Below are 26,829 nucleotides of genomic sequence, written 5' to 3'. Positions count from 1 at the left end.
ATGACCACCTTCGATCTTAGCGCGTCAGCTCGTAGAGCCCGGTGACGTCGATACGCACCCGCAGCTCGCCGCCCGCCACGGGGGTGGACTCGGCCTTGTCCATCCGCGCCATGGCCATGACCGGCATCGGGGGGGGCGCGCTGTAGCCGCCGCCTTCACTCAGGGTCACCAGCCGGCCGATGCGGTAGCCGGTGGCCCGGGCGTAGAGGTCGGCCTTGGCGCTGAGCGCCTTGACCGCGTCCTGGCGGGCGGCGTTCTCCGCCGCCGTGGGATCGTTCAGGCCGAAGGAAATGCCGTTCACCTGGTTGGCGCCGGCGTTGACCGTGGCGTCGACCGCCGAGCCCAGGCGGGCCAGGTCATGGACGGTGACGGTGACCTGGTTGCTGGCCTGGTAGCCGCGCAGGCGGGGCGGGTTGTTCTCCACATAGTCGTACTGGGCGTTGAGGTTCAGACCGGAGGTCTGGATGTCCTTGTCGGCGATGCCGGCGCGGCGCAGGGCGGCGAAGATCTTGTTCATCTGGGTCGCGTTGGCGGCCATGGCGGCCGAGGCGGTCGGAGCCTCGGTGTTGACCCCCAGATTGATGGTGGCCATGTCGGGCGCGACGCGGGTCTCGCCATAGGCCGACAGGTTCAGGGTGGTGGCCCGGAACATGGAGTCGGCGGCGGGCGGGGCGGCCTGGGCGAGGGCGGCGGGCGCCGCGACCGTGGTGGCCAGGAGCAGGCTGAGCGCGCCGGCGCGGACGAAGGTTTTCATCGATATCTCCCAAAGGGGTGCGAGCTTGACTGTACCACCCCGCTTTCGAACGATGAACGCGGGACTGGGTTCCTTGATGACAAGGCCAAGCTGAACGGCGGCTTTAATGGACGTGCAGCCCATGGTAACCCGCAGGCCGCTGCAGGGGCCTGTAGCTCAATGGTTAGAGCCGACCGCTCATAACGGTCTGGTTGTAGGTTCGAGTCCTACCGGGCCCACCAGCACGCTTCCACCCACGCCTGGCGGACGTGCGGAGCGCCCTGCCTTTGCCGCCGGCGGCGGTGGGCGCGCCTCGTCGATCCGCGAACGCTTCCCCAGGGCGGTCCAGGATGGTCTGTTGGCGACTTCCTGGTGGGACTGGAGCCATGCCGACGCCCTCGACGCCGACGCCTTCGTCGAAGAGTACGGCGGCGTCCGGCCTGCTGGCGCTGGTGGTCGGCCCCTCCGGCGTCGGCAAGGACACCCTGCTGGACGGCGCCCGCGCCGCCCTGGCCGATGACAGCCGCTTCGTCTTTCCCCGCCGGGAGATCACCCGGCCCGCCGAGGCCGGGGGTGAGGCGCACATCGCCGTCAGCGAGGCGGACTTCGCGGCTCGTGAGGCGGCTGGGGGCTACGCCCTGTCCTGGCGCGCCCATGGCCTGGCCTATGGCGTCCCCTCCGCGATCCTCGAGGACCTGGCCGCGGGCCGCACGGTGGTGGTGAATGTCTCGCGCAGCGTGCTGGACGAGGCGCGCGCCCGGTTCGGCGACGTCCGCGTGATCGCCATCACCGCCGATCGCCAGCTGCTGGCCGATCGCCTGGCGCGACGCGGCCGCGAGACCCCCGCCGAGATCGCCGAGCGCCTCGCCCGGGCCGAATCCTTCGCGGTGACGGGCCTCGACGTGGTGGTGGTGCGCAATGACGGGACCCCGGCCGACGGTGTCGCCCAACTGCTGGCGGCCCTCAAGCGCCGCCCAGGGTGAGCCGGGCGGAGCAGAGCGCCAGGGGCGCCGGCCGATGGCTGACGATCACGGCGCCCTGGCCGGTCCGGCGCAGCCGCCGGTCGAGGGCTTCCAGGAGCTCGGCTTCGGTCGCCGCGTCGAGTCCCTCGGTCGGCTCGTCGAGCAGGAGCCAGGGGGCGGGCCGCAGATAGGCGCGCGCCAGGGAGAGGCGGCGGCGCTCGCCGCCGGACAGGACCTCGCCACCATCGCCGATCCAGGTCTGCAAGCCCTGGGGCAGGCGGCGCACGCGGGCCTCCAGCCGCGCGTCGGCCAGGGCGTCCCACAGGGCGGCCTCGTCGGCCTCCGGCGCGGCCAGGCGCAGGTTCTCCGCCACGGCGCCGGTCAGCAGGCGGGCGTCCTGAGGGGCGTAGGCGAACAGGGCGCGCGCCCATCCCGTGGGCTCGGCCTCCAGGGGCCGCGCGCCGATGAATATCCGTCCGGGCGGCGCGGGCCGCAGGCCCACCAGGGCCTCGAGGGTCCGCGTCTTGCCGCCGCCGGAGGGGCCGACGATGGCCAGGCGGTCGCCGGGCGCCAGCCGGTGGCCGTCGATCTCAAGGGTCGCGTCGGCCGGCGGGTCGCCCCGCGGCGGGCCGGCGTCGACGAGGAGCGCGTCCAGGCGGGAGACCGCCTCGCGATAGGCGCCCTGCTGCTGCGCGGCCCGCAGCAAGGCCGTCACCCCCTCCAGGCCGGCGAGGGCGGCGAGCACCGCCAGGGCCGCCAGGGGGAGGGCGGCGCGGGCCGACAGCGCCGCCACGGAGATCACCGTCAGGGCGGTCAGCGCAGCCTGGACAAGTCCCAGGAGGGACTCCGCGTCGCTGCGCGCCAGGTTGGCCCGCCCCAGGTCGGCGTCGTGCGCCATCAGCGCCTCCACCGCGCGGTCGGTCAGGTCGAAGCAGCGCAGTTCCGGGGCGGCCAGCAGATAGGCGCCGAGGCCGTCCTTGAGCCGTCCGGCGGCGCGCAGCTGGTCGCGGCCGGCGTCGCGGGTCAGGCGCTCGGCCAGGCGGCGGCCCAGGCCGATCTGCAGCGCCAGGCCCGCGAGGAAGGCCGCCGAGGCCCAGACCGAGGCCAGTCCCATGACCGTCGCCGCCGCCCCGGCCGCCGCGGCCGCGGCCCAGGGCGCCGAGCGGCGCACGAACAGGGTCTCGACGGCGTTGACGTCCTGCACCAGGCGGGTCGAGGCCTCCCCGGTCGACAGGGTCAGGGACTGCTGCGGGGGCGACGCCGCCAGGCCCGCGAACAGGGCCGGGCGCAGGGCGGCGAGGGCGCGGAAGGCGGCGCGATGGCCAAACAGCCGCTCCCCGTAGCGCCCGGCGGTGCGGAGGATCGCCAGGCCCCGAAGGCCCGCGCTGGGCAACAGGTAGTTGAAGGCCTGGACGGCGGCGGGGCCCGCCGCGCCCGCCAGGGCCGCGCCGGCGAGAAACCAGCCCGAGAGGCCCAGCAACAGGGTGGTGGCCGCGGCGGTCGCCGCGCCGGCCAGGCCGGCGATCAGCAGGTCGCCGCGGCGCAGGCGCACTTGGCGGGCGAGGAAGTCGCCGATGGGGGAGGGACCGCTCACGTCAGCCTCACGACATGGTCGGCGGCGGCGGCGAGAACCTCTGAGTGGGTGGCGACGATGATCGTGCGCGCCCGCGACGCCGCGCGGATCAGGGCCACGATCTCGGCCTCGGCCACGGGATCGAGATCGGCGGTGGGCTCGTCCAGCAGCAGCAGGGGCGCGGGCTTGAGCAGGGCGCGCGCCAGGGCCAGCCGTCGGCGCTCCCCGCCCGACAGGCCAGAGCCGCGCTCGTCCAGCCGGGTGTCGGCGGCCAGATCGCGACGGGCCAGGGCCGGCGTCAGACCGACCCGATCGGCCATGGCCAGGGCCGCCTCGGCCGAGACGCCGGGGGCCGCGGCCATCAGGTTGTCGGTGATCGTGCCCGGCAGGAAGGCCGGCGTCTGACCGGCCCAGGCGGCGAGGCCGGCGAAGCCGCCGGTGTCGGCCAGCCGCAGCGTCCCGACCTCGACGGACCCCGCCTCCAGAGGCGAGAGGCCGAGGATCGCCGCCAGGACGGAGGACTTTCCCGACCCCGTGGGGCCGACAAGGGCGGTCAGGGCGCCGGCCGGGGCCACCGCGTCGAGCGGGCCGATGACCAGATCGCCGAACCTCAGGGTGAGATCGCGCAGCCGCACCTCCGGCGCGGTGTCTAGGCCAAGGTGCGTGATCGGCGCAGGCGGGCCGTCGGCCAGCAACGGCCGCAGGCGCGCCGCGGCGGCCTCGCCGAGCTGCTTCTCGTGATAGGCGGCGGCGAGCCGGCGCAGGGGCGCGTAGAATTCCGGGGCGAGGGCCAGGGCGAAGAAGGCGTGCCGGAAGTCGAGGCTCTCCGGAACCTTGAACGGCAGCAGGCCCAGCAGGGAGAAGCCGCAATAGACCGCCACCAGGGCCACGGCCAGGGCGGCGAAGAACTCCAGGGCGGCCGTCGAGATGAAGGCGATCCGCAGCACCCCCAGGGTGCGCTGGCTGACCTCCTGGGCGGCCTGGGCGACCCTGGCGGTCTCCCGCGCCTCGGCTTGGAAGGCGAGCACCACCGGCAGGGCCCGGACCCGGTCGACAAAGTGGCCCGAGAGCCTGGCCAGGGCCTCGAACTGGCGGGTCGCCTCGGCGCCCGCCGCGCCGCCGGCCAGGGCCATGATCGCCGCGAAGGGAACCAGGGTGGCCAGCAATATCCCCGCCGAAACCGGGCTGGCCAGGGCCACCGCGCCGGCGATCATCAGGGGCCCGATGCGGGCGTCCAGAGCGGCGGGCTGGAATTGGCTGAAATAGCCGTCGAGGGACTCGATCTCGTCGACGACGGCGCCGGCGGCTTCCCCCACCGAGGCGGCGTCGCCCCGTCCGCGGCCCAGGGCGACGGACAGGGCCTCGCGGCGCAGCCGTGTCTTGACCCGCAGGGCGTGCCGGGCCGCCGCCCGGCTGGCGCCCCATCCCGCCAGGGCGCGCGCCGCCTGGGCCGCCACGAGGCCCGCCAGGGGCGGCAGCAAGCTGTCGCTCGTCAAGATTCCCGTCAGGGCGAGGGCGAAGCCCGCCGCCGCGGTGGCGTTGACCAGCGTCAATGCGCCCAGGACCGGGGAGGGGGCATGTGCCGCGCGGCCAAGGGCTTTGAGAAAATGACGATCGGCGTCAGAGTCGGCGGCGTTCATCGGGCTACAGATACATAGATGCGTATCTTAGCATATGATGATGTTGCATTGCGAAGCTGGCAGGCGCTAGGTGCGGCCAAGCTGAAGGATTGAGTCATGGATATGGGTGTCGTCGAGCTCTCTCGGCTGCAGTTCGCCTTGACGGCGATGTACCACTTTCTCTTCGTGCCGCTGACGCTCGGCCTGTCGTTCCTGCTGGTCATCATGGAGAGCATCTATGTCATGACCGGTCGGCCGATCTGGCGGACCATCACGCGATTCTGGGCGACGATCTTCGGCATCAATTTCGTGCTCGGCGTCGCCACCGGCCTGACCATGGAGTTCGAGTTCGGGACCAACTGGTCCTACTACTCCCACTATGTCGGAGACATCTTCGGCGCGCCCCTGGCGATCGAGGGTCTGATGGCCTTCTTCCTGGAGGCCACCTTCGTCGGCCTGATGTTCTTCGGCTGGGAGAGGCTTTCGAAACAGGGCCACCTGTTCGTCACCTTCATGGTCGCCCTGGGCTCCAACCTCTCGGCCCTGTGGATCCTGATCGCCAACGGCTGGATGCAGAACCCGGTCGGCGCGGCCTTCAACCCCGACACCATGCGCATGGAGGTGACCAGCTTCCGCGAGGTGCTGTTCAACCCCGTGGCCCAGGCCAAGTTCGTCCATACGGTCAGCGCCGGCTACGTCACCGCCGCGGTCTTCGTGCTCGGCGTCTCGGCGATCATGCTGCTGCAGGGCAAGTGGCCGCGGGTCGCCAAGCGCTCCTTCGCGGTCGCCGCCTCCTTCGGCCTGGCCGCCTCCTTGTCCGTCGTCGTGCTGGGGGACGAAAGCGGATATGCGCTCACCGACAACCAGAAAATGAAGCTCGCCGCCCTGGAGGCCATGTGGGAGACCGAGCCCGCGCCGGCGGGGCTGACGGCCTTCGGCATTCCGGACATGGCGACCCGCACCACCAAGGCCGAGATCAAGATCCCCTATGTCCTGGGCCTGATCTCCACCCGCAGCCTGGATCGGCCTGTGGCCGGCATCCTGCCCCTGGTGGCCGTCGCCGAGACCCGCGTCGAGCGCGGCATGAAGGCCTATGACGCCCTGGAGCGGCTGAAGGCCAATCCCGCCGACCCGGCCGCGCGCGCCGACTTCGAGCTCAATCGTCGCGACCTGGGCTATGGCCTGCTGCTGAAACGCTACGTCGCCGATCCGCGCACGGCCGACCGGGCGACCATCCAGAAGGCGGCCTGGGACACCGTGCCCAACGTGCCGGTGATGTTCTGGGTGTTCCGCATCATGGCCGGCATCGGCTTCCTGCAGATCGCCGTCTTCGCCGCGGCCTTCGTCCTGGTCACGATGCGCAAGTGGGACGCCAAGTGGATGCTGTGGACCGCGGTGGCGATCATGCCCCTGCCCTGGATCGGGGTGGAGGCCGGGTGGCTGCTGGCCGAACTGGGCCGCCAGCCCTGGGCGGTGGAGGGCGTGCTGCCCACCTTCCTGGGGGCTTCCAGCCTGACCGTGGCCCAGCTCTGGACCACCATCGTCGGCTTCACCCTGCTCTACGGAACCCTGGCCGTCGTCGAGGTCGGGCTGATCGTGCGGACCATCCGGCGCGGGCCCTATGCGCACCACGACCAGCCGGACCATGGCGAGGCGGCTCCCATCCGTCTGGCCCCGGCCGAATAAGGATCCCTGACGATGAACATCCCCCTCGACTATGAGACGCTGCGGGTCATCTGGTGGGGCCTGATGGGCGTGCTGCTGATCGGTTTCGCCCTGACCGATGGCTTCGACCTGGGCGTCGCCGCCCTGCTGCCCTTCGTGGCCCGCAACGACGGCGAACGGCGGATGGTGATCAACACCATCGGCGCCACCTGGGAAGGCAACCAGGTGTGGTTCATCCTGGGGGGAGGGGCGATCTTCGCCGCCTGGCCCTTCGTCTATGCCGTGAGCTTCTCGGGCTTCTACCTGGCGATGTTCGCGGTGCTGGCGGCCCTGATCCTGCGGCCGGTCGGATTCAAGTATCGCTCCAAGCGGCCCTCCAAGACCTGGCGCGCCACCTGGGACTGTGCGCTGTTCATCGGCGGCTTTGTGCCGGCCCTGGTGTTCGGCGTGGCGGTGGGCAATGTCCTCCAGGGCGTGCCCTTCCGGCTCGATGGCGACCTTCGCGCCACCTATGAGGGGACCTTCCTCGGGCTCTTCACCCCCTTCACCCTGGTCTGCGGCCTGCTGTCGGTGGCCATGCTGGTGACCCATGGCGCGGCCTGGCTGACCATCAAGGCCGAGCATGGTCCGGTGCGCGACCGGGCGCGGACCTTCGGCCAGGTCGCCGCCCTGGCGGCGATCGTCCTGTTCGCCGTCGGCTACGCCTTCGTCGCCTTCGGGGACCTCGGCTTCCGGCTGGACGGCGCCGTCGACCCGGCAGGCCCCTCCAATCCGCTGCGCGCCGGGGCCCTCGCCCAGCCGGGCGGCTGGCTCACCAACTTCGCGACCTATCCCTGGATGTGGACGGCCCCGGCGCTCGGCTTCCTGGGGGCGATCCTAGCCTTCGTGGGCATCCGCGCCGGCCGTGAAACGCCGGCCTTCGCCGGCTCTTCGCTCTCGGCCCTCGGGATCATCTCCACCGTCGGGCTGTCGATGTTCCCCTTCATCCTGCCCAGCAGCATCGATCCGAGGTCCAGCCTGACGGTGTGGAACGCGTCGTCCAGCCACATGACCCTGTTCATCATGCTGGTGGTCACCGTGGTCTTCCTGCCCATCGTGCTGGCCTATACCGCCTGGGCCTACAAGGTGATGTTCGGCCGCGCCTCGGTCGGCGACCTCACCACCAATCCCGACCTCTACTGAGACAAGGAGCCTCGACCATGTGGTACTTCACCTGGGTGCTCGGACTGGGCCTGGCCGTCGCCTTCGGGATTCTCAACGGGATCTGGCACGAGTTCCATCTCGTCGATTCCGGCGACGACGGCCGCGACGATGAGTGAGGGCGAACCGGCGGCGCGGATCGTCGTCGTCTCCGACACCGGTCCCAGGCCCTTGGGCGCGGAGATCGCCATCGGGCCGCACCACCTACTGGCCGACGAGCCGGAGTCCGCGGGGGGCGGCAACGCCGGGCCCGATCCCTTCGAGCTGGTGATGGCGGGGCTGGGCGCCTGCACCACCATGACCCTTCGCCTCTATGCCGGCCGCAAGGGCTGGCCCCTGGAGCGGGTCGTGGTGCGGGTCACCCATCCCGTCCGCGCCGCCGCCGGCGCGCCGAAGGACATCTTCGACCGCGAAATCCTCCTGGAGGGGGACCTTTCGGCGGAGGAACGCGCGCGCCTGCTGGAGATCGCCGATCGCTGCCCGGTCAGCCGGACCCTGGCCGGCGGTTCGATGATCCGGTCCCGTCTCGCCGACCTCGCACCCGTGGGCGAGGCCACCGCCTAGCGGCGTCGTCCTTCAGTAGGCGACCTTGAGGGTCACCGAGAGGGTGCGGGGCCGAAGCGGGGTGAACTGGCGCGAGGTCCTCAGGGTGAAGGGGTTGCCATAGGCGAAGGTGTCGCCCCGGGAGTCGGCGGGATTGTCGACCGCCAGGGTCAGCCGCCACGGCGGAGCCACCAGACTGGCGCTCAGCCGGCCCGTGGCGTAGTCGCCCATCTTCGGCGAGGTCTGCGCGTCGAAGGTCAGGCGCGAGACACCGACATAGCTGTAGCGGCCATCAAGTTCGAGGCTGCGGTCGCCGGCCAGGGGCCAGGCATAGTGGGCCGAGACCCCGGCCGAGACCTCCGGCGCGCCGGCCAGGCCCAGGTCGGCGCGGGCCGGGAAGGCCGGATTGGCGTGGTCGAGTTCGGGGCTGTTGACCAGGATCTCCCCGCGCAGAACCAGCGGGCCGTCGTGATAGGCGGCCTCCACCTCGACCCCCCGGTTGCGGCCGTCGCCGATATTGGCGGTGAAGGGGAGGGCCGAGGGCAGCAGCTGGTCGCTCTGGATGTTGCTCCAGAAGGCCTCGAAGATCGCCGCCCGCACCGTCAGACGATCCTGCAGCAGGCGGAACCGGCCGCCGGCCTCGAAGCTCCAGAGTTCGTCGCCCTGATAGGTTCGGTAGGGCTGGGGACCACCCGGGAGGTTGAACACCTGCCCCGGCGCCCCGGTGGTGTTGATCCCCCCCACCCGGTAGCCCTCCGCCGCCTGGAGGTAGACCAGCATCGCCGGCGAGCGCGCGTAGGAGATCACCACCTTCGGCGCGAAACCGGTGCGCTTGAACCGGCCGGTGAAGGCCGTGGCGGTTCCGGCCAGGGGGGCGGAGATCGCGCTGGTCACCCGGCTGTCTGAGGTGAAGAGCCGACCGCCCAGGGTGAGGCGGATCGACGGGCTCAAGGGCAGGTCGGCCTGTCCGAAGATGGCGGCTTCGTCGAGACGGTCGCGACGGGCCTCCTCGAAACCCGTCACGGGCGCGCCGCCGACGGTGGTGAGACTCAGGCCGATGTCCTGGCGGGTGCGGGCCAGGAAGGCGCCGGCCAGCCAGGGATTGGCCGCCTCGGCCCGCGAGGCCACGGTGGCCTCGGCCACCAGGCTGGTGATGTCGTCCTCGTCATCGAAGGCGGCGGGGCCGGGGGGCATGGGGAGCGGCGGGGCGGCGGTGGCGTCGTAGCGGCTCGACACCTGATGGCGGACCACGGCGGTGGAGGCGTGAACCTCTCCCCAGTCGAAGCGGCCGCCGAGGTTCAGATGGATCTCGGCGAAGTCGTTGTCGTGCGGTTCGCGCACCTGGTTGCGCCGAGTATAGGCCGCCTCGCTCGCCAGGGCGTACTGGGTGTCGTCGGAATTGATGGTCTGGGTGACCACCCCGCCGGTCACGGTCCAGCGGTCGCCGAGGTCGAGGCGGCCCGTCAGGCGCAGGCCGGCGCGCACCGAACGGTTGACGTTGCCGAGCGCCAGGCCCGTGTCGTCGATATAGCCGCCTTGGACCTCGCGATAGGCGGTCAGCCGCGCCGCCCCCGCGCCGCCAGCCAGGGGCAGGTTGAGCATCCCCTCCAGCACGCCCGACGGATCGCCGCCCCGGGTCGCGCCGGCGCTGGCCGAGGCCCAGGCCGCGCGCCGGCCAGGGTCGGGCGCGGCGGTCACCAGGTGCAGGACCCCACCGAGGGAGCCCGCGCCATAGAGGGCGCCCTGGGGCCCCCGCAGCACCTCCACCTGAGCCATGTCGGTCAGCCGCAGGTCGGGGTCGGGGGCGTTGTAGGTGAGGCGGACGTCGTCGAGATACAGCCCCACCATGGACTGGGTGCGGCCGGTCAGGGGGCCGTCGGACAGGCCGCGCAGCAGGATCTTGTCGCGTCCGGGCCCGAGGTTGGTCACCGTCATGGCGGGTGTCGTGAGGGCGAGGTCCGTGGCGTCGCGGACACCCAGGGCGGCCAGGGTCTGTTCGTCCTGGGCGCTGACCGGATAGGCCAGGCGGTCGGCGCGGGTCGGGCGTCGGGTGGCCACCACGATCAGTTCTGAGAGATCGGCCTCCGCGGGGGGCGGGGCGGGCGCCGGCCCGGACGGGGACGGGGGCGGGGCCGGGGGCGGCAGGCGGACGATCTCCACCGCGCCGGCGTCGATCAACCGGTAGCCGCAGCCGGTTCCGGCCAGCAGGCGGGTCAGGCCCGCCTCGAGCGTGTAGCGCCCGGTCAGCGCGCGGGGGGCCTGGCGACAGTCGGCGGCCCGGCGGGTGCTGATGGAGACCCGCGCCTGAATCGCCATGTCCACCAGGGCGGCCGAGAGGGGCTTGGGCGCGATATGGAAGTCGATGACCCGCGGCGCGGCGACAGCGGCGCCCGAGACCGCGAGACCGGCTGTCAGGCTCAGGACCAACGCCATCGGGCGCCACGGAACAGACGGCAAGGCGAACGCCCTCGAAACGGAGCCGGGGCGTCAGCGTAGAGTGATTTCCCCGCCGGTGCGATCCACCGACAGCGACATGTAGCGCGAAAGTCGATCCACCAGCAGCCCCTGGTCGCCGAGGTCGAGCACCCCGGAGAACCGCCGCCGGCCGGCCGCCTCCGACACGCGGATCGGGGTCGGGTAGCGCCGGTTCAGCGCCGCGACGATCTCCGACAGCGGCTGGTCCTCGCAGACCAGGCGGCCCTGGGTCCAGGCGAAGGCGGCGTCGGGCGCCACGGCGGAGACCTGGGAGGCGCGGGCGCCCTCCACGTGACGCAGGGCCTGGCCGACGGTCAGCCGCGCCACGGGAGCGGGGCCCAGGGCGGGTTGGCGAACCTCCACCACCCCGCGGCGGACGCTGACCACCACGGTCTTGCCGTCGTGGCGGATGTTGAACTCGGTGCCCACGACCCGGACCTGCTGATCGCCCACCGAGATCAGGAAGGGACGGGACGGATCCTTGGCCACGTCGAAGGTCGCCTCGGCCTGGGCCATCTCGACCCGCCGGGCGCGCCAGCCCAGGCGCACGGTCAGCCTGGAGCCGCCGTTCAGACGGATGTGGCTGCCGTCGGCCAGGGCGATCTCGCGAGTCTGGCCGACGCCGGTCTCGTAGGTGGTCGCCGGCCCCTGATAGGCGCGCCAGGCGAGCGGCGAAACCACCAGGACGGCGGCCGCCGCGGCCAGGGCGGCGATGAAGCCCCCACGTCGGGGTGCGGCCGGCCGGGGCCGGAAGGGGAGCACCTGGCCGGTGGACGGCGCCAGGCGCGGGGCGATCTGGGCGGCCTGGTCGGCGACCTCGGCGGCCAGGGCCTCGACGGCCTCGAAGGCGGCCTGATGCTCTTCGGAAGCCTCCAGCCAGTCGGTCAGGGCCGACCAGTCCTCGCCGGTGGCTGCGTCGGACTGCACGCGCACGAGCCAGGCCAACGCCTCGTCGCGCAGGGCGTCTGTCGCGCTCTGGTCGTTGCGCGGACTCATTTCGGCATCGGGCTTGTGGTGCGGGTCATCATGGGTCTCGCCCCAAAGACGCCACAAACCGCCAGGCGCCTCCAAGAAATCTTCGTCCTCATCGTCCCACCTTGGCCAGGATGCGCTTGAGGCTGGCCATGATGTGTTTCTCCACGCTGGACCGGGAGATCTTCATGGCCGCTGCGGTCTCCGCGTGGCTGAGCCCCTCCAGCTTGTGCAGGCGGAAGGCCTCCCGCACCTGAGGCGGCAGTTCGTTGACGGTCTCGATGATCTGTTCGAGGCGCTGGCGGGCGGCGAGCGCCTCGTCGGCGGGCGGGGTCTCGGAGATATCCTCGCCGCCGGCCGCGCTGGTGTGGACGTCGCGCCAGGCCGCGTCGCGATGGCCGGCGCGCCTCGCTTGCTTGATCTTGTCCAGCATCAGGTTGGAGCCGAGCCGGTAGAGATAGGCGGCGGGATTGCCGATGTCCTCCGGCGGGCGGCCCGAGATCTTCAGATAGATGTCCTGCACCAGATCCTCGGCGGCTTCCTCCGAGCGCAGCCGGACGCGGAAATAGCGCACCAGCTCGGCGCGCCGCTCCAGGTAGACGGCCAGCAGGGGATCGCGATCGTCCAAGGCGGGCGGAAATCCTTCGGCCCCGGGGAATCCGGTGTGCGGGCGCGATGTTCCCCATGCCGCCGCGCGACGCAATCCAAAACCTTTGAGGCGGTCTGGAGGACGCGTCGTCCTTACCGGTTGAAGGGCCTTGGGGCGCTCACACGGACCGGAGACGAGCCGCGATGGAAGTGATGATGGTCGATGACGGGGCCCTGCAGGGCCGCCTGCAATTCGACGCCGAGCGGGTGAGGCGCTTCACCTCGGTGGAGCCGCGGGTGATCTCGATCCACCACCTGCTGGCCCCCGAGCGCCTGCGGGTCGAGGCCTTCCTGGAGGCGGCCTATGACCGCGCCTTCCAGGGCAGGATCCGCAGCCACTACCCGACCCTGATGAGCGTGCAGGACCGGCAGGGGACCATCCTCGCCGCGGTCGGCTTCCGGTTCGCCGGCCTCGGCCCCCTGTTCCTGGAGCAGTATCTGGACGAGCCGGTGGAGGCCGCGCTGACCTCCAGGCTGGGGGCTCCGACCGACCGCGCCGCGGTGGCCGAGATCGGCAACCTGGCCTCGGAGAGTCCCGGCGCCTCGCTGTTCCTGTTCCTGGCCCTGGCCCGCCACCTGGACCAGCGCGGCTGCACCCACGCGGTGGCCACCGCCACGCGGCAACTGCGCCGCAGCTTCGCCCGGGTCGGTTTCGCCACCCAGCCCCTGAGCCGCGCCGAGCCCGCCCGGCTGGGCGGCGCCGCCGCCGACTGGGGCGTCTATTACAGCCGCGATCCGGAGGTCCTGGCCGGCGCCATCGCCCCGGCCCTGCCGGCGCTCGCCCAGATGCTGACGGCCGATCCCATCGCCGAGGCCGACGTCATCCCCCGCCTGCACCCGGCCTGGCGGGGAGACGTGCGATGAGCCGGGTCCTGGGGGCCATCGCGGCCCATGCCGAAGCCAAGCCCGACGCCGTGGCGCTGAGCGGCCTCGATCAGGCCTTCACCTATGCCGAGCTGGCCCTGGCCATCGAAGACGCCGCCGCGCAGCTCGCGGGGCTGGCGCACCTCAAGGCGCCCGACGCGCCGGTGGCCGTGGTGCTGGAGAACGGCCCGGCCTGGGTGATCCTCGACCTGGCCCTGGTCCGGCTGGGCTGGCCGAGCCTGCCGATCCCGGGCTTCTTCACCCCGGCTCAGCGCGACCACGCCGTCGCCGACTCAGGCGCAGGCCTGTTGATCTCGGCCGAGGACGCCGGGGCCCAGCTGCGGATCGCCGGGACCGATCTGACGGCCACGCCCCTGGCGGGTGGGCTTCCGCGCCTGCCGGCCGGGACCGCCAAGATCACCTACACCTCCGGCTCCACCGGCCAGCCCAAGGGTGTCTGCCTGTCGCAGGATCAGATGGAGGCGGTGGCCGCCTCCCTGGTGGAGATGATCGGCGCCGACTATGCGGGCCTCCATCTGCCCCTGCTGCCGCTGTCCATCCTGCTGGAGAACGTGGCGGGTCTCTACGCCACCCTGATCGGCGGCGGCCGCTATCACGTCCTGCCGCCCGCCACCTTGGGCCTCGACAACCCCTTCCGCCCCGACCTCGCCCGCCTCACCGCGGCGATCGCCGGGGAGGGGGCCACCAGCCTGATCCTGGTGCCAGAGCTGCTGCGCGCCCTGCTGATGGTGATGAGCTTCACCGGCGCGCGGTTCCCCAACCTCAACCTGGTGGCGGTGGGCGGGGCCAAGGTCGCCCCGCAGCTGCTGGTCCAGGCCCAGGCCCTCGGCCTGCCGGTCTATGAGGGCTACGGGCTCAGCGAGTGCGCCTCGGTGGTGACCCTCAACACGCCCTCCGCCCAGCAGACGGGGGCGGCGGGCCGGCCCCTGCCGCACCTGAGCGTGGAGATCGACGCCGACGGTGAGATCATCGTCAGCCCGCGACCCTTCCTCGGCTATGCCGGCGGCGAGCCCGCCCTGGGTCCGGTCCGCACCGGCGACCTCGGCCGGTTCGACGCCGACGGCTTCCTGCACATCGACGGGCGGCGCGCCAACACCATCATCAACGCCTATGGCCGCAACATCGCGCCGGAATGGGTGGAGAGCGAACTCCTGGCCCAGGCGGAGATCCGCCAGGCCATCGTGTTCGGCGAGGGCCAGGCGCGGCTGGGCGCCCTGCTGGTGCCGCTGGCCCCCGACATGGCGGCCGCCGACCTCGAGGCCGCCGTCCAGCGCGCCAACCGCAACCTGCCTGCCTACGCCCAGATCGGCCGCTGGCAGGTGCGCGCCCCCTTCGATCCCGCCGCGGGGGAGCTGACCGGCAACGGCCGGCCCCGCCGCGCGGTGCTGCTCGCCCATCCCTTTGTCGAAGCCCAAGCCTAGGAACCGCCAACGTGACCTTCTTCGAGAGACTGATCACCGAAACCCTTGAGGGCCAGGCGACCCTGGCCGCCGTGCCGCAGATCCAGGACGGCCTGGCCGGCAGGATCTCGCGTGAGACCTACATCGCCTATCTGACCGAGGCCTATCACCACGTCTGTCACACCGTGCCCCTGATGCAGGCGGCCAAGGCGGGGCTCGACGACGCCCATGCCGGCTTCCGCGAGGCCCTGGACGAATACATCGCCGAGGAGACCGGCCACGAGGCCTGGATCCTCAACGACATCCGCCATTGCGGCGGCGACGCCGAGGCGGTGCGCCGCGGCCCGCCGCGCCCGGCCACCCAGGCCATGGTGGACTACGCCTACGACTACATCGCCAAGGTCAATCCGATGGGCTTCTTCGGCATGGTCCTGGTGCTGGAGGGGACCAGCGTCCAGCTGGCCACCCAGGGCGCCTCGGCCGTCGCCAAGAGCCTGAACCTGGGGCCGGAGTGCTTCAGCTATCTCACCTCGCACGGCGCGCTGGACCAGGAGCACCTGGTCTTCTTCCAGAAGCTGATGGACCGGCTGGACGATCCCGCCGACCAGGCCGCGATCATCGAGGTGGCCAAGGGGATCTTCGACCGCTTCGCCGCGGTGTTCCGCGCCATTCCGCACGACCGGGAGCTTGCCCATGCGGTTTGAGGACAAGGAGATCCTGCTCACCGGCGGCGCCGGCGGACTGGGGGCGCTGATCAGCGCCCAGCTCGCCGCCGAGGGCGCGCGGGTCACGGTGTTGGACCGGGTCGCGCCTGCCCAGGCGGTGGGCTACCTCAAGGCCGACCTCTCCACGCCCGAGGGCCTGGAGGCCGCCGCCACGGCGGTGTCGGGCAAGGCCTGGGACATCGTCGTCAACCTGGCGGGCATTCAGCACTTCGGCCCCCTGGAGCGGCAGTCCCCCAGCCACCTGCTGGCCAGCTACATGGTCAATCTGGTGGCCCCGGTGCGCCTGACCCAGGCCGTGCTGCCGGCCATGAAGGCCCGCGGGCAGGGGCAGATCGTCAATGTCGGCTCGGTGTTCGGGTCCATCAACTTCGCCCACTTCGTCACCTATTCCAGCGCCAAGGCCGGACTTCGCGGCTTCAGTCAGGCCCTGCGGCGGGAGCTGGCGGGGACCGGAGTGGCGGTGACCTATGTGGCGCCGCGCGCGGTGCGCACCGCGCTCAACTCCGCCGAGGTGATGGCCTTCGCCAAGCTCACCCACATGAACATGGACGAGCCCAAGCTGATCGCCGCCCGCATCGTCGACGCCATCCGGGGCCGCCGGCGGGACGTCTATTTCGGCTTCCCGGAAAGCCTGTTCGTCCGCCTCAACGCCGTCTTCCCCGGCCTCGTCGACCGCGCCCTCTCGGCCAACGACCGCAAGGCCGCCCGGCTGTTCGCCAGCTGATCCCCCAGGACCCATGAGACCGAAACCCATGAAACTCGCCGCCTGCCTCCTCGCCCTGTCCCTCACCGCCAGCGCGGCCCAGGCCGCCGAGCCCTTCGACGGTCGTATCGACGGCCTGGCGCGCGGCTGGGCCCACGTGAACTACGAAGTCCGCGACAAGGCCGCCCAGGCCGCCGAGGCCGAGCGCCTCGCCGGCCAGGCCGAGGCGCTGGCCCGACAGTACCCCAACCGCGCCGAACCCCTGGTCTGGGAGGCCATCGCCCAGGCCACGGAGGCCGGCGCCAAGGGCGGCCTTGGCGGCCTGGCCCTGGCCAAGAGCGCGCGGGATTTGTTGCAGAAGGCCGAGAGGATCAATCCGGCCGCACTCGGCGACGGCTCGGTCTACACGACCCTGGGCTCCCTCTACGCCCAGGTGCCGGGCTTCCCCATCGGCTTCGGCGATCCCGCCAAGGCCCGGACCTATCTGGCCAAGGCCCTGGCGGCCAACCCGACCGGGGTCGATCCCAACTTCTTCCAGGGCGATTTCCTGCTGCGCCAGGGCGACGCCGCGGGCGCCGTGAAGGCCCTGGACCGCGCGCTCGCCGCCCCGCCTCGCCCGGGCCGGGAGCTCGCCGACCGCGGCCGCCGCGCCGAGGCCACGGCCCTGCTGGCCAAGGCGCGCCAGAAGCTCAAGTCCTGAGGCCCCCATCCTCGTCTCTTCCCAACCTGAAGGATCATCATCGTGAGCATTTCCAGCGTCGGTCCCGTGACCCCGCCCAAGACGCCTGAAGCGGCCGAGGCGAGCGGGCCGGAGATCCGCAACGACAACGACGCCGACGACGCGCAGAAGCCTGCTCCGAAGGCGACCCCGCCCAAGGGCCAGGGGACCATCCTCGACACCAAGGCCTGACGCCGGGAGGGGCGAGACGACGCCAGCGCCGTCTCGCCCCGCCGCCGGGGTGATCATCGTCGGCGAACGGGTTGACCGCCATCAAGGCGCGTCCGGCGCGCGCGGCCTAAGGCTTGCCATCGACCTTGATGGAGCCTGCCCATGGATTTTGGCCTTTCCGAGCGTGAGACCATGTGGCGCGATCGCGTCCGGACATTCATGGCCGACCACGTCTATCCCGCCATCCCGGTCTATCAAAAGCAGACCGACCGCGAGGGCGCCGCCCGCTGGAGCGTCATCCCCATCGTCGAGGAGCTGAAGGCGCGCGCCTTCTCCGAGGGGCTTTGGAACCTGTTCCTCAATCCGTCGGAGGAGGATGAGGAGGACTACAAGGGGCCGGGCCTCAGCAACCTCGAATACGCGCTCTGCGCCGAGGAGATGGGCCGGGTCGGCTTCGCCTCGGAGGTGTTCAACTGCTCTGCGCCGGACACCGGCAATATGGAGGTGCTGCGCCAGTACGGCTCGGCCCGGCAGAAGGCCCAGTGGCTGCGTCCCCTGATGGACGGCGAGATCCGCTCGGCCTTCCTGATGACCGAGCCCGACGTGGCCTCCTCCGACGCCACCAATATCCAGACCTCGATCCGCCGCGACGGCGACAGCTATGTCATCAACGGCCGCAAGTGGTGGTCCTCGGGCATTGGCGATCCGCGCTGCAAGATCGCCATCCTGATGGGCAAGACCGACCCCGAGGGCGCCCGCCACTCCCAACAGTCGCAGATCCTGATCCCCACCGACGCGCCAGGCTTCGAGGTGGTGCGCATGCTGCCGGTCTTCGGCTATGACGACGCCCCCCACGGCCACGCCGAGGTGATGCTGCGCGACGTCCGCGTGCCCGTCGAGAACCTGATCCTGGGGGAGGGGCGCGGCTTCGAGATCGCCCAGGGCCGTCTCGGCCCCGGCCGCATCCACCACTGCATGCGCGCGCTCGGCGCCACCGAGGTGGCCCTGGAGAAGATGGTCGACCGCCTGCTCTCCCGCGTGGCCTTCGGCAAGCGCCTGGCCGACCAGTCGGTCTGGGAGGAACGCATCGGCGAGGCCCGGCTGGAGATCGAGATGACCCGGCTGCTATGCCTGAAGGCCGCCGACATGATGGACAAGGTGGGCAACAAGGCCGCCCAGCTCGAGATCGCCATGATCAAGGTGGCCGCGCCGCGCACCGCCCTGAAGGTGCTGGACGACGCCATGCAGGCCCACGGCGGGGCGGGGCTGTCGGAGGACTTCGGCCTGGCCCGGGCCTATGCCGGCATGCGCGCCCTGCGGATCGCCGACGGTCCCGACGAGGTGCACAAGCGGGCCATCGCCAAGCTGGAGATGGGCCGCCACGGCGCCCGCCTGCGGGCCTGGCGCGAGGGCGCGCCGCTGGACGCCGGGCAGGTCCCGACTCCGGCCTAGACCCATAATCCTGGAACCCGACACCCCATGAAGACCGGCATCGACGAACGGCTGCCCTTCCATCCGCTGAACATCGCGGTCCTGACCATCTCCGACACCCGCACGGAGGTCACCGACACCTCCGGCGGCCTGCTGGCGGACCGGCTGACGAGCGCGGGTCACGTCCTGGCCGGCCGCGCCATCGTGGCCGACGAGGTCGAGGCCATCGCGGCCCAGGTCCGCGCCTGGGCGGCGGCGGCCGAGGTGGACGTCATCCTGACCACCGGCGGCACCGGATTCTCGCCGCGCGACGTGACGCCCGAGGCGGTTCAACCCCTGCTGGACCGGACCATGGACGGCTTCTCGGTGGTCTTCCACCAGGCCAGCCGCGGCACGGTGGGGGTCTCGACCCTGCAGTCGCGCGCCCTGGCCGGCCAGATCGGCGAGACCTTCATCTTCTGCGTCCCCGGCTCCACCGGCGCCTGCAAGGACGCCTGGGACCTGGTGCTGGCCGAGGAGTTCGACAGCCGCTTCCGCCCCTGTTCCCTGGTGGGCCAGATCCCCCGCTATCGGGGCGTCTGCAATTGATCGCCTTCGACGACGCCACGGCCCTGGTCTCCCGGCTGGCCCGGCCCCTGGCCCGTGAGCGCGTCGGACTCGACCAGGCCGACGGCCGGGTTCTCGCCGTTCCCGTCCTGGCGCAGAGGTCGTCCCCGGCCGTCGCGGTCTCGGCCATGGACGGCTACGCCGTGCGCGAGGCCGATCTGTCCCACGGGCCCGTCCGCCTGCCGGTGATGGGCGCGGCCTATGCCGGCCGGGGTTTTGAGCATCCTCTCGCGCCCGGCGCCTGCGTGCGCATCTTCACCGGCGCGCCGGCGCCGGCCGGAACCGACCGGGTGGTGATGCAGGAGGCGGTGCGCGACGAGGGCGAGGTGGCCTTCTTCGCCCAGGCGCCCTGCGGCGGTCGGCACGTCCGCGCCGCCGGCTGCGACTTCCGGGCCGGCGACGAACTGCTGGCCGCGGGCCTGCGGCTCACCCCGCAACGGCTGATCGCGGCGGCCGCCGCCGATCTGTCCGAACTGGAGGTGGTGGCCCGGCCCAGGGTGATGATCCTCAGCACCGGCGACGAATTGCACGACCCCGGTCATGGACCGGGCGGCGGGGCGTCGATCCCCGAGAGCGTCTCCTTCGGCCTGGCCGCCCTGGTGCGCGCCTGGGGCGGGGAGGTGATCGGCCGACGGCGGCTGGGGGACGACCTGCCGGGGCTGCAGGCGGCCGCGGGCGCGGCCCTGGAGGCCGCGGACCTGGTGGTGGTGACCGGCGGCGCATCGGTCGGTCAGCGCGACTACGCCAAGGCGATGTTCGCGCCCTTCGGCCTGGACTGCGTGTTCGCCAAGGTGGCCATCAAGCCCGGAAAGCCTGTCTGGCTGGGGCGGGCCGGGGGCAAGCTGGTGGTGGGCCTACCAGGCAATCCCACCGCGGCCATGGTGACGGCGCGGCTGCTGCTGGCGCCGCTGATCGCCGGTCTGGGCGGGCAGGATCCCGACCGCGCCCTGGCCTGGCGCCGGGCGCCCTTGGCCCAGGCGCTGGAGGCGTGCGGCGATCGGGAGACCTTCCTGCGGGCGCGGACCGTCGCGACCGGAGTCGCGCCACTGTCGGATCAGGACTCCTCGTCACAGAAGGCCCTGGCCTTGGCCGAGCTGCTCATTCGCCGGCGGCCCGGCGACCCCGCCGCGGCGACGGGGGACCAGGTCGAGGTCCTCGACTTCTGAGGACCCCGGCTACAGGAAGTGGGGGAAGAGGACGTCGTTCTCCAGGCGCATGTGCTCGCGCAGGTCTCGATCGAGCTTCTTGCAGGCCTGGGAGAGGGCGCGCCAGGTCTGGCAGGCGCCCTGGGGCGGGGTGAAATCCTTGGTCAGGGCCGCCAGGCGGGCCAGCTGCTCATAGACGTCGTCATGCTCGGACATCATCCGCGAGATGGGGAAGCGCAGCACGCCGCAGGAGCCGGCCAGCATGGTGGGGAAGAGGATGTTCTCCTCCTTGCGCTGATGACCCTCGAGGTCGTCGGCCATGATCGCCAGGTGGTCGGCGAGACCCCTGGGGCAGTCGGGGTCGGTGGCGTGAACCCGCTCGACCGTGCGGGCCAGGTCGATCGCCTTGGGGAACTCCTGGCGATGGGTCTCGTGATAGCGCTCCAGGATGTGGTCGATCAGCTTGGCGGCCGCGCGGTCGCCGGCCTTGTCGCCCCGCGACGCCAGGGTCAGGTCGCGCTCGAGTTTCTCCACCGTGGTCAGGGGGCCCTGGACGCGGAAGATGTCGTTGGCCTCCGGCGATCGTTTGACCATCTCGCGGGCCCAGAGATTGAGTCCAGGGGTGGGGATAGGGATCATGGCGGTCTCCTCAATGAGGTCAGACTAGGCCCCCTTCGTCGCGAGCGCCTTGAACGGGGCGGGACGCCGGCTTGATTTTCGCCAAGTCCAGGCCTGGCCGATTTCGCCGCCTGCGACACCCGTTGCGCGACCCTGACGCCGCAGGGAATCGGCCAGCCTCGCTCTCCCCACGCAGAGAGACCGCCATGGCCTTCGATAATCCCCTCGCCGGAGAAATCTGGTCCAGCAAGTACCGCTTCGCCCCGCACGGCGGGGGCGGAGACGCCAGCCTCGCCGAGACCTGGGCGCGCGTCGCCCGCGCGGTGAGCGAACCCGAGGCGCCCGAGCGCCGCGAGACCTTCCGCGCCGAGGTGATGGACGCGCTCACCGACTACAGGTTCCTGCCGGCCGGCCGCATCCTGGCCGGAGCCGGCACCCAGCGGTCGGTCACCCTGTTCAACTGCTTCGTCATGGGGAAGATTCCGGACGACCTGGGCGCCATCTTCGAGCATGTCCGCGAGGCCGCCGTCACCCTGCAGCAGGGGGGCGGGGTCGGCATGGACTTCTCCTCCGTGCGGCCCAGCGGGGCCCTGGTCCGCGGCGTCGGCGCCGACGCCTCCGGGCCGCTCAGCTTCATGGATGTGTGGGACTCCATGTGCCGCACCATCCTCTCGGCGGGGCAGCGCCGCGGGGCGATGATGGGGTGCCTGCGCATCGATCACCCCGACATCGAGGCCTTCATCGACGCCAAGCGCGAGCCCGGCCGCCTGCGCAACTTCAACCTCTCGGTCCTGGTGAGCGACGCCTTCATGCAGGCCCTGGCGGCGGACGCCGAATGGCCGCTGGTGTTCGACGGCAAGGTCCATCGCAATGTGCGGGCCGCCGACCTCTGGGCGCGGCTGATGACCGCCACCTATGACGCCGCCGAGCCCGGCGTGATCTTCATCGACCGCGTCAACGCCAACAACAACCTGGCCTATTGCGAAGAGATCCTGGCCAGCAATCCCTGCGGCGAGCAGATGCTGCCCGCCTACGGCGCCTGCCTGCTGGGATCCCTGAACCTGGCTCGGCTGGTGGAGGCGCCCTTCTCCGACGGGGCCGAACTGGACGCGGCGCGGCTGGGGGGACTGACGCGCACCGCCGTCCGCATGCTGGACAATGTCATCGACATCTCCCGCTTCCCCCTGGAGGCGCAGGCGGCCGAGGCGCGCGCCAAGCGGCGGATCGGCATCGGCGTCACCGGCCTGGCCGACGCCCTGCTGTTCTGCGGCGCCCGCTATGGCGGCCACGAGGCCGTGGCCCTGACCCAGCGCTGGCTCGGGGTGATCAAGCGCGAGGCCTATCGCGCCTCGGCCGAGCTGGCCGCCGAGAAGGGCTGCTTCCCGCTCTACGACCCGCAGATCCTGGACCGCCCAAACCTGCGGGACCTCGACGAGGAGACCCGCGCCCTGATCGCCGAGCATGGGCTGCGCAACGGCTGCCTGACCTCCATCGCGCCAACCGGCACGACCTCGCTGCTGGCGGGCAATGTCTCCTCCGGCGTCGAGCCGGTGTTCGCCTATGCCTATACCCGCAAGGTGCGCCAGCCGGACGGCTCCTCGCGCGAGGAGCAGGTGGAGGACTATGCGCTCACCGTCTGGCGCGGGCTGAAGGGCGAGGCCGCCCCGCCGGCCGAGCTGTTCGTCAGCGCCCAGGACCTGACCCCGGCCGACCACTTGCGGATGCAGGCCGCGGCCCAAGCCTGCATCGACAGTTCGATCTCCAAGACCGTGAACTGCCCGGAGGACATCGCCTTCGCCGACTTCTCGGACATCTACCTGGAAGGCTACCGCCTGGGCTGCAAGGGCCTGACCACCTACCGGCCCAACGCCGTCACCGGCTCGGTGCTGTCGGTGGCGCCGACCCCGGAGGCGGCCGCGCCGACCGAACCCAAGCTCTCGCCACGGCCCGACGTCCTGCAGGGCGCCACCTACAAGATCAAATGGCCGCAGAGCGCGCACGCCGTCTATGTGACCATCAACGATGCCGACACCGGGGAGGGGCCGCGACCCTTCGAGATCTTCGTCAACTCCAAGAACATGGAGCACTACGCCTGGACGCTCGGCCTGACGCGGATGATCTCGGCGGTGTTCCGCCGGGGCGGGGACGTCGCCTTCGTCGCCGAGGAGCTGAAGGCGGTCTTCGACCCCAGCGGCGGCGGCTGGATCGACGGCCGCTACGTCCCCTCGCTGCCCGCCGCCATCGGCGGGGTGATCGAGCGACACCTGAGGATCGAGGCCGCCGCGGCCCCGGCTCACGCCGCCGCGGCCCCGGCTCACGCCGCCGCGGCCCCCCACGCGCACACCGCCGGCAAGGCCTGTTGCCCGCAATGCGGAGGGTTCGAGCTGGTCCGCAAGGAGGGTTGCGACACCTGTTTCGGCTGCGGCTACTCCAAATGCGCATGAGAAGGGTCGGCGCTTGATGTCCGACAAGGGCGGTGGGGCCGGACAGGCCTAGAAGGGGGCCTGTCCTCTAGATGACCGGAGTCGCCCCATGGCCACCGCCGCCGATCGGCGCGCCTACCGGGGGCCCAAGCTCTTCAGCTACGGCTTCCGCCCCTTCTTCCTCGCCGCCTCGATCTGGGCGACGCTGGCCGTTCCCCTCTGGCTGCTGTCCTTCACCGGTCACCTGCCCTGGGCCGCCCTCTCCCGCGAGTGGCATATCCACGAGATGCTGTTCGGGGTCCTGGCCGGCATCGTCGCCGGCTTCCTGCTGACCGCCGTGCCCAACTGGACCGGCCGCCTGCCGGTGATGGGCGCCCCGCTCGTGGCCCTGTCGTCCCTGTGGCTGGCCGGACGCCTGGCCATGCTGGCGGCCACCGAACTCGGGGTCTGGGCCAGCGTGATCGACAGCGCCTTCCTGGTGGTGTTCGCCGGCGTGATCTGGCGCGAGGTCCTGGCCGGGCGCAACTGGCGCAACCTGGCCGTCTGTGGGCTGGTCACCGTGCTGGCCTGCGCCAATATCGCCTTCCATCTGGGGGCCCCGGAGGCGGTCGGCCAGCGGGCGGCGCTGGGCGCCATCGCCCTACTGATCGCCCTGATCGGCGGGCGGGTCACCCCCAGCTTCACCCGCAACTGGCTGACCCAGCGCGCCCCCGGCCCGATGCCGGCCCCCGCCGACCGCGCCGACATGGCCGCCCTGATCCTCACCGGCCTGGGCGGCGCGGCCTGGGTGGCGGCCCCCGAAACCCCATTGGCCGGCGCGCTGCTGACGGCCTCGGGGCTCGCGGCCCTGGCCCGCCTGGCGCGCTGGCAGGGCCTGAGGACCCTGACCGAGCCCCTGGTCTGGGTGCTTCACCTTGGATACGCCTGGCTCGGGGTCGGGCTGATCCTGATCGGCCTCACCATCCTGGCGCCCGACATCGTGCCGCGGACCGCCGGGGTCCACGCCCTGACGGCCGGCGCGGTCGGGGTCATGACCCTGGCCATGATGACCCGGGCCACCCGTGGCCACAGCGGCCGTCCCCGGGTCGCCGACGGCTGGACCCTCGCCATCTATCTGCTGGTCAACGCCGCGGCCCTGGTGCGGGTGTGCGCCGGCTTCGGCGGACCCGGCAGCACGGTGCTGCTGGCGACCTCCGGCGTCCTGTGGAGCGCGGCCTTCGGCGGCTTCGCCCTGGCCTATGGGCCGATGCTGCTCGGATGGCCCGTCAGCCCGCGCGGCAAGGCCCGGCCAAGTCCGGCTTAACCGAAATCAAGGCCCACGCCGTCAGCCGTCATACCCCGGGCGCGCAGGCCCCCCTAGGCTCACCCTCGATCCGCCCGTCGTGCGCGACGCCATTCCTCCCTCCGGCGTCGGCTTGGGTGACGTCGACACCGGCGATCCGCCGGGTCTTGGGGCGCCGGGAGACCGGCGCCTCTTCTGTCCCGTGAGGAACCTGTCCCATGGACCCCCTGATCGACGGGTTCGGCCGCCGCTTCCGCTACCTCCGCCTCTCGGTGACCGAGGTGTGCAATTTCCGCTGCACCTACTGCCTGCCCGACGGCTACCGGAAGACCGCCGGGCCCGCCTTCCTCGGCGTCGACGAGATCGGCGCCCTGGTCTCCACCTTCCAGAGACTGGGGATCGAGAAGGTGCGCCTCACCGGGGGCGAACCCACGGTGCGCAAGGACGTCGGCCAGATCATCGCCCGGGTCGCCGAGGTTCCCGGGATCGCCAAGGTCGCCATGACCACCAACGGCTGGAACCTGGATCGCCACGTGGCCGGCTGGCGCGCCGCGGGCCTGACCAATCTCAACGTCTCCATCGACGCCCTGGACCGCCAGGCCTTCGCCCGCCTGACGGGCCACGACCGCCTCGATCAGGTGGTGGCCGGCCTGGACCAGGCCCTGGCCATCGGCGTCCCCACGGTGAAGGTCAACGCGGTCCTGCTCCGCGACAGCCTGGAGAACGGCTTCGCCGATTTCGCCGAGTTCGTCCGCCGCCGTCCGGTGGCCGTCCGCTTCATCGAGCTGATGCGCACCGCCGACAACGCCGCCTATTTCACCGACCAGCATGTGAGCGGCGAACGCCTGAAGACCTGGCTGGCTCAGGAGGGCTGGAGCGCCCGCCCCCGCGCCTCCGACGATGGCCCGGCCACGGAGTACGAGCATCCGGACTTCGCCGGGCGGATCGGTCTGATCGCCCCCTATGGCGCCGGGTTCTGCGACGGCTGCAATCGCCTGCGGGTCACGGCCCAGGGCCTGCTGCGCCTATGCCTGTTCGGACAGGGCGGCGTGAACCTGCGCGACCTGCTGGCGGCCGATGCGGGGGAGGGGGCTTCGGACCTGCTGGCGGCGCGGGTCGCTCAAGCCCTGACCGGCAAGCCCCTGGGGCATGACTTGGCCAGCGGCCAGGCCGGGGACACCCGCAACCTGGCGCAGTTCGGCGGCTAGAGCCCTTTCCGATCCGATTGCTTCAATCAGATCGGAAAGGGCTCTAATTCAAAAGGTTAGAGCATTTTTCGATCCGATAACCGTTTCACACTTATCGGAAAATGCTCTAGCCGGCGCGGCTGGCGGGCCAGAGCTCCCGCTCGGCCTTGCCGATCGGCGTGGCGCTGGGGGGCTGATGATTGTCGATCAGCGGATCGGGCTTGGCCAGGCGCTCCAGCACCACGGGCCGGGCGATGGTGACCTCGGGTCCGTTCACCACCACGCCGTAGCCGGTGAGGGTGGCGAAGGCGCGCGACAGGTTCTCCGGCGTCATGCCCAGCAGGGAGGCCAGCAGGCGCTTCTCGTGGGGCAGGGTGAAGGTCTCGGCCCCGCCCTGGCGCACCTTCTGGGTAATGAGATAGTTGGCCAGGCGCTCGGCCCCGCCGCGCAGCTTCTGGTTCTTCAGCGACCGCACCAGGCCACGATAGCAGCCGGCGAGTTCCAGGGTGGCGGCGTAGCTGAAGCGCGGGTCGGTCTGCATGGCGCGGCGCAGGGCCTCGCCCGAGAGCATCAGGATGTCGGACCGTTCGACGGTGCGCGCGCTCATCAGGGCGTCGGCGTCCAGGGCGACGGCGGCGAAGATGAAGGTGGAGACCGGGCGCAGGACCGCCAGCGTGGTCTCCTTGTCGTTCCAGGTCCCCTCCAGCTCAACCAGACCGTCGAGCAGGACATAGAGGAAATCGACCGGATCGCCTTCGTGCAGAAGGGTGGTGCCCGCCGGGAATTTCTGGAGGAAGGCGCCCGCCGTCACGGCGCTGAAGGTCTCGTCCGAGACACCGGAGAACAGGGACAAACCCTTTACGCGCTCCACGTCCACGACTCGCATCGACATTCCTATGGTCCCCTTGCGTCAACCTCACTTCGGCTTCGCAGGCGAGTCTGGCCTTGACCTAGATCAAGCGGCGCCAATGGGTCGCGGTCGCCGGGGCTGCTTGATGTCCGTCAATCGCCGCAGCCAACAAAAGTAATCGGGCCAACTACGTACGTAAACCGCACCCGCTATTCCTGATGCGGAGCCGATAAACCTAGCAACATCGGCGGCTGGATTTGATGATCGTCAATCCAAAGAGTCGCCGCCCGCTCCA

The 26,829-nt window shown here is 71.4% G+C and carries 25 protein-coding genes and 1 tRNA gene; 18 read left to right on the top strand and 8 right to left on the bottom strand.

Going from position 1 to position 26,829, the window contains the following annotated elements; all coding sequences use genetic code 11:
* Positions 1–16: 16 nt before the first annotated feature.
* Positions 17–754 (bottom strand): SIMPL domain-containing protein, encoded by a 738-nt coding sequence (locus AC1RN5_RS11990; protein WP_493041371.1) that lies wholly within the window; start codon positions 752–754, stop codon positions 17–19.
* Between the two features lie 145 nt (positions 755–899).
* Between AC1RN5_RS11990 and AC1RN5_RS11985 the strand changes: the two genes are divergently transcribed.
* Together AC1RN5_RS11985 and phnN are read left to right on the top strand one after the other, a co-directional pair.
* A tRNA-Ile gene (locus tag AC1RN5_RS11985) sits at positions 900–975 on the top strand.
* 144 nt (positions 976–1,119) lie between these two features.
* On the top strand, positions 1,120–1,716 hold the full coding sequence (phnN, locus tag AC1RN5_RS11980; RefSeq protein WP_493041370.1) for a phosphonate metabolism protein/1,5-bisphosphokinase (PRPP-forming) PhnN: 597 nt from the start codon (positions 1,120–1,122) through the stop codon (positions 1,714–1,716).
* Here phnN and AC1RN5_RS11975 read toward each other — a convergent pair.
* Entirely contained in the window at positions 1,697–3,289 is a 1,593-nt protein-coding gene (locus tag AC1RN5_RS11975) for an ATP-binding cassette domain-containing protein (RefSeq protein WP_493041369.1), read from the bottom strand. The genes phnN and AC1RN5_RS11975 overlap by 20 nt on opposite strands.
* Complete coding sequence (locus AC1RN5_RS11970; RefSeq protein ID WP_493041368.1) at positions 3,286–4,749, bottom strand: ATP-binding cassette domain-containing protein; 1,464 nt, start codon at positions 4,747–4,749, stop codon at positions 3,286–3,288. The genes AC1RN5_RS11975 and AC1RN5_RS11970 overlap by 4 nt, the downstream gene beginning before the upstream one ends.
* A gap of 255 nt (positions 4,750–5,004) precedes the next feature.
* On the opposite strand from AC1RN5_RS11970, the gene AC1RN5_RS11965 reads away from it, so the two are divergent.
* Genes AC1RN5_RS11965 through AC1RN5_RS11950 form a run of 4 tightly spaced genes read left to right on the top strand, consistent with a single transcriptional unit; the run spans position 5,005 to position 8,316 of the window.
* Positions 5,005–6,573 carry a cytochrome ubiquinol oxidase subunit I gene (locus AC1RN5_RS11965; protein ID WP_493041367.1) on the top strand — a complete coding sequence of 523 codons (1,569 nt, stop codon included), beginning with the start codon at positions 5,005–5,007 and terminating at the stop codon, positions 6,571–6,573.
* 12 nt (positions 6,574–6,585) lie between these two features.
* Positions 6,586–7,734 carry a cytochrome d ubiquinol oxidase subunit II gene (gene cydB, locus AC1RN5_RS11960; RefSeq protein WP_493041366.1) on the top strand — a complete coding sequence of 383 codons (1,149 nt, stop codon included), beginning with the start codon at positions 6,586–6,588 and terminating at the stop codon, positions 7,732–7,734.
* A gap of 17 nt (positions 7,735–7,751) precedes the next feature.
* Positions 7,752–7,871: a cytochrome bd-I oxidase subunit CydX gene (gene cydX, locus AC1RN5_RS11955; RefSeq protein WP_421930681.1), complete on the top strand. Its 120-nt coding sequence runs from the start codon at positions 7,752–7,754 to the stop codon at positions 7,869–7,871.
* The gene (locus tag AC1RN5_RS11950; protein WP_493041365.1) at positions 7,864–8,316 is read left to right on the top strand and encodes an OsmC family protein; all 453 of its coding nucleotides are present in this window, start codon (positions 7,864–7,866) and stop codon (positions 8,314–8,316) included. The genes cydX and AC1RN5_RS11950 overlap by 8 nt, the downstream gene beginning before the upstream one ends.
* 12 nt (positions 8,317–8,328) lie before the next feature.
* On the opposite strand, the gene AC1RN5_RS11945 is transcribed toward AC1RN5_RS11950, so the two are convergent.
* The 3 genes from AC1RN5_RS11945 to AC1RN5_RS11935 form a co-directional block, all read right to left on the bottom strand.
* Positions 8,329–10,728: a TonB-dependent receptor gene (locus tag AC1RN5_RS11945; protein WP_493041364.1), complete on the bottom strand. Its 2,400-nt coding sequence runs from the start codon at positions 10,726–10,728 to the stop codon at positions 8,329–8,331.
* Between the two features lie 54 nt (positions 10,729–10,782).
* Positions 10,783–11,766, bottom strand: a complete 984-nt coding sequence (locus AC1RN5_RS11940) for a FecR family protein (RefSeq protein WP_493041363.1) — start codon at positions 11,764–11,766, stop codon at positions 10,783–10,785.
* Positions 11,767–11,854: 88 nt separating this feature from the next.
* Positions 11,855–12,370, bottom strand: coding sequence for an RNA polymerase sigma factor (locus AC1RN5_RS11935; RefSeq protein WP_493041362.1), 516 nt, complete (start codon positions 12,368–12,370; stop codon positions 11,855–11,857).
* 164 nt (positions 12,371–12,534) lie between these two features.
* Here AC1RN5_RS11935 and AC1RN5_RS11930 point away from each other — a divergent pair, with 164 nt between their 5' ends.
* The 9 genes from AC1RN5_RS11930 (at position 12,535) to AC1RN5_RS11890 (ending at position 20,195) form a co-directional block, all read left to right on the top strand.
* On the top strand, positions 12,535–13,254 hold the full coding sequence (locus tag AC1RN5_RS11930) for a thermostable hemolysin (protein ID WP_493041361.1): 720 nt from the start codon (positions 12,535–12,537) through the stop codon (positions 13,252–13,254).
* Positions 13,251–14,696, top strand: a complete 1,446-nt coding sequence (locus AC1RN5_RS11925; RefSeq protein ID WP_493041360.1) for an AMP-binding protein — start codon at positions 13,251–13,253, stop codon at positions 14,694–14,696. Before AC1RN5_RS11930 ends, AC1RN5_RS11925 begins: the two co-directional genes overlap by 4 nt.
* Before the next feature lie 11 nt (positions 14,697–14,707).
* Positions 14,708–15,379, top strand: a complete 672-nt coding sequence (locus AC1RN5_RS11920; protein ID WP_493041359.1) for an iron-containing redox enzyme family protein — start codon at positions 14,708–14,710, stop codon at positions 15,377–15,379.
* Positions 15,369–16,124 (top strand): SDR family oxidoreductase, encoded by a 756-nt coding sequence (locus AC1RN5_RS11915; RefSeq protein ID WP_493041358.1) that lies wholly within the window; start codon positions 15,369–15,371, stop codon positions 16,122–16,124. Before AC1RN5_RS11920 ends, AC1RN5_RS11915 begins: the two co-directional genes overlap by 11 nt.
* A 28-nt stretch (positions 16,125–16,152) precedes the next feature.
* The gene (locus tag AC1RN5_RS11910) at positions 16,153–16,803 is read left to right on the top strand and encodes a tetratricopeptide repeat protein (RefSeq protein WP_493041357.1); all 651 of its coding nucleotides are present in this window, start codon (positions 16,153–16,155) and stop codon (positions 16,801–16,803) included.
* Between the two features lie 42 nt (positions 16,804–16,845).
* Positions 16,846–17,013 (top strand): hypothetical protein, encoded by a 168-nt coding sequence (locus AC1RN5_RS11905; RefSeq protein ID WP_493041356.1) that lies wholly within the window; start codon positions 16,846–16,848, stop codon positions 17,011–17,013.
* Positions 17,014–17,154: 141 nt separating this feature from the next.
* Complete coding sequence (locus tag AC1RN5_RS11900) at positions 17,155–18,444, top strand: acyl-CoA dehydrogenase family protein (protein WP_493041355.1); 1,290 nt, start codon at positions 17,155–17,157, stop codon at positions 18,442–18,444.
* A 27-nt stretch (positions 18,445–18,471) separates the two neighbouring features.
* Positions 18,472–19,011 (top strand): molybdenum cofactor biosynthesis protein B, encoded by a 540-nt coding sequence (gene moaB, locus AC1RN5_RS11895; protein ID WP_493041354.1) that lies wholly within the window; start codon positions 18,472–18,474, stop codon positions 19,009–19,011.
* On the top strand, positions 19,008–20,195 hold the full coding sequence (locus AC1RN5_RS11890; protein WP_493041353.1) for a molybdopterin molybdotransferase MoeA: 1,188 nt from the start codon (positions 19,008–19,010) through the stop codon (positions 20,193–20,195). The genes moaB and AC1RN5_RS11890 overlap by 4 nt, the downstream gene beginning before the upstream one ends.
* Positions 20,196–20,204: 9 nt before the next feature.
* Here AC1RN5_RS11890 and AC1RN5_RS11885 read toward each other — a convergent pair whose 3' ends face one another.
* Complete coding sequence (locus AC1RN5_RS11885) at positions 20,205–20,813, bottom strand: hemerythrin domain-containing protein (RefSeq protein ID WP_493041352.1); 609 nt, start codon at positions 20,811–20,813, stop codon at positions 20,205–20,207.
* Between the two features lie 185 nt (positions 20,814–20,998).
* On the opposite strand from AC1RN5_RS11885, the gene AC1RN5_RS11880 reads away from it, so the two are divergent.
* The 3 genes from AC1RN5_RS11880 (at position 20,999) to moaA (ending at position 25,705) form a co-directional block, all read left to right on the top strand.
* On the top strand, positions 20,999–23,236 hold the full coding sequence (locus AC1RN5_RS11880) for an adenosylcobalamin-dependent ribonucleoside-diphosphate reductase (protein WP_493041351.1): 2,238 nt from the start codon (positions 20,999–21,001) through the stop codon (positions 23,234–23,236).
* Positions 23,237–23,324: 88 nt separating this feature from the next.
* Positions 23,325–24,518, top strand: a complete 1,194-nt coding sequence (locus AC1RN5_RS11875) for an NnrS family protein (RefSeq protein ID WP_493041350.1) — start codon at positions 23,325–23,327, stop codon at positions 24,516–24,518.
* 197 nt (positions 24,519–24,715) lie between these two features.
* On the top strand, positions 24,716–25,705 hold the full coding sequence (gene moaA, locus AC1RN5_RS11870) for a GTP 3',8-cyclase MoaA (RefSeq protein WP_493041349.1): 990 nt from the start codon (positions 24,716–24,718) through the stop codon (positions 25,703–25,705).
* Positions 25,706–25,811: 106 nt separating this feature from the next.
* Here moaA and ftrB read toward each other — a convergent pair whose 3' ends face one another.
* Entirely contained in the window at positions 25,812–26,570 is a 759-nt protein-coding gene (gene ftrB / locus AC1RN5_RS11865) for a transcriptional activator FtrB (protein WP_421933583.1), read from the bottom strand.
* Positions 26,571–26,829: the final 259 nt, after the last annotated feature.

The organism is Phenylobacterium sp. GW821-FHT12F10 (genome assembly GCF_058806695.1).
The sequence above is the reverse complement of the archived record's forward strand: the minus strand, read 5'-3'. Positions and strand labels throughout refer to the sequence as shown.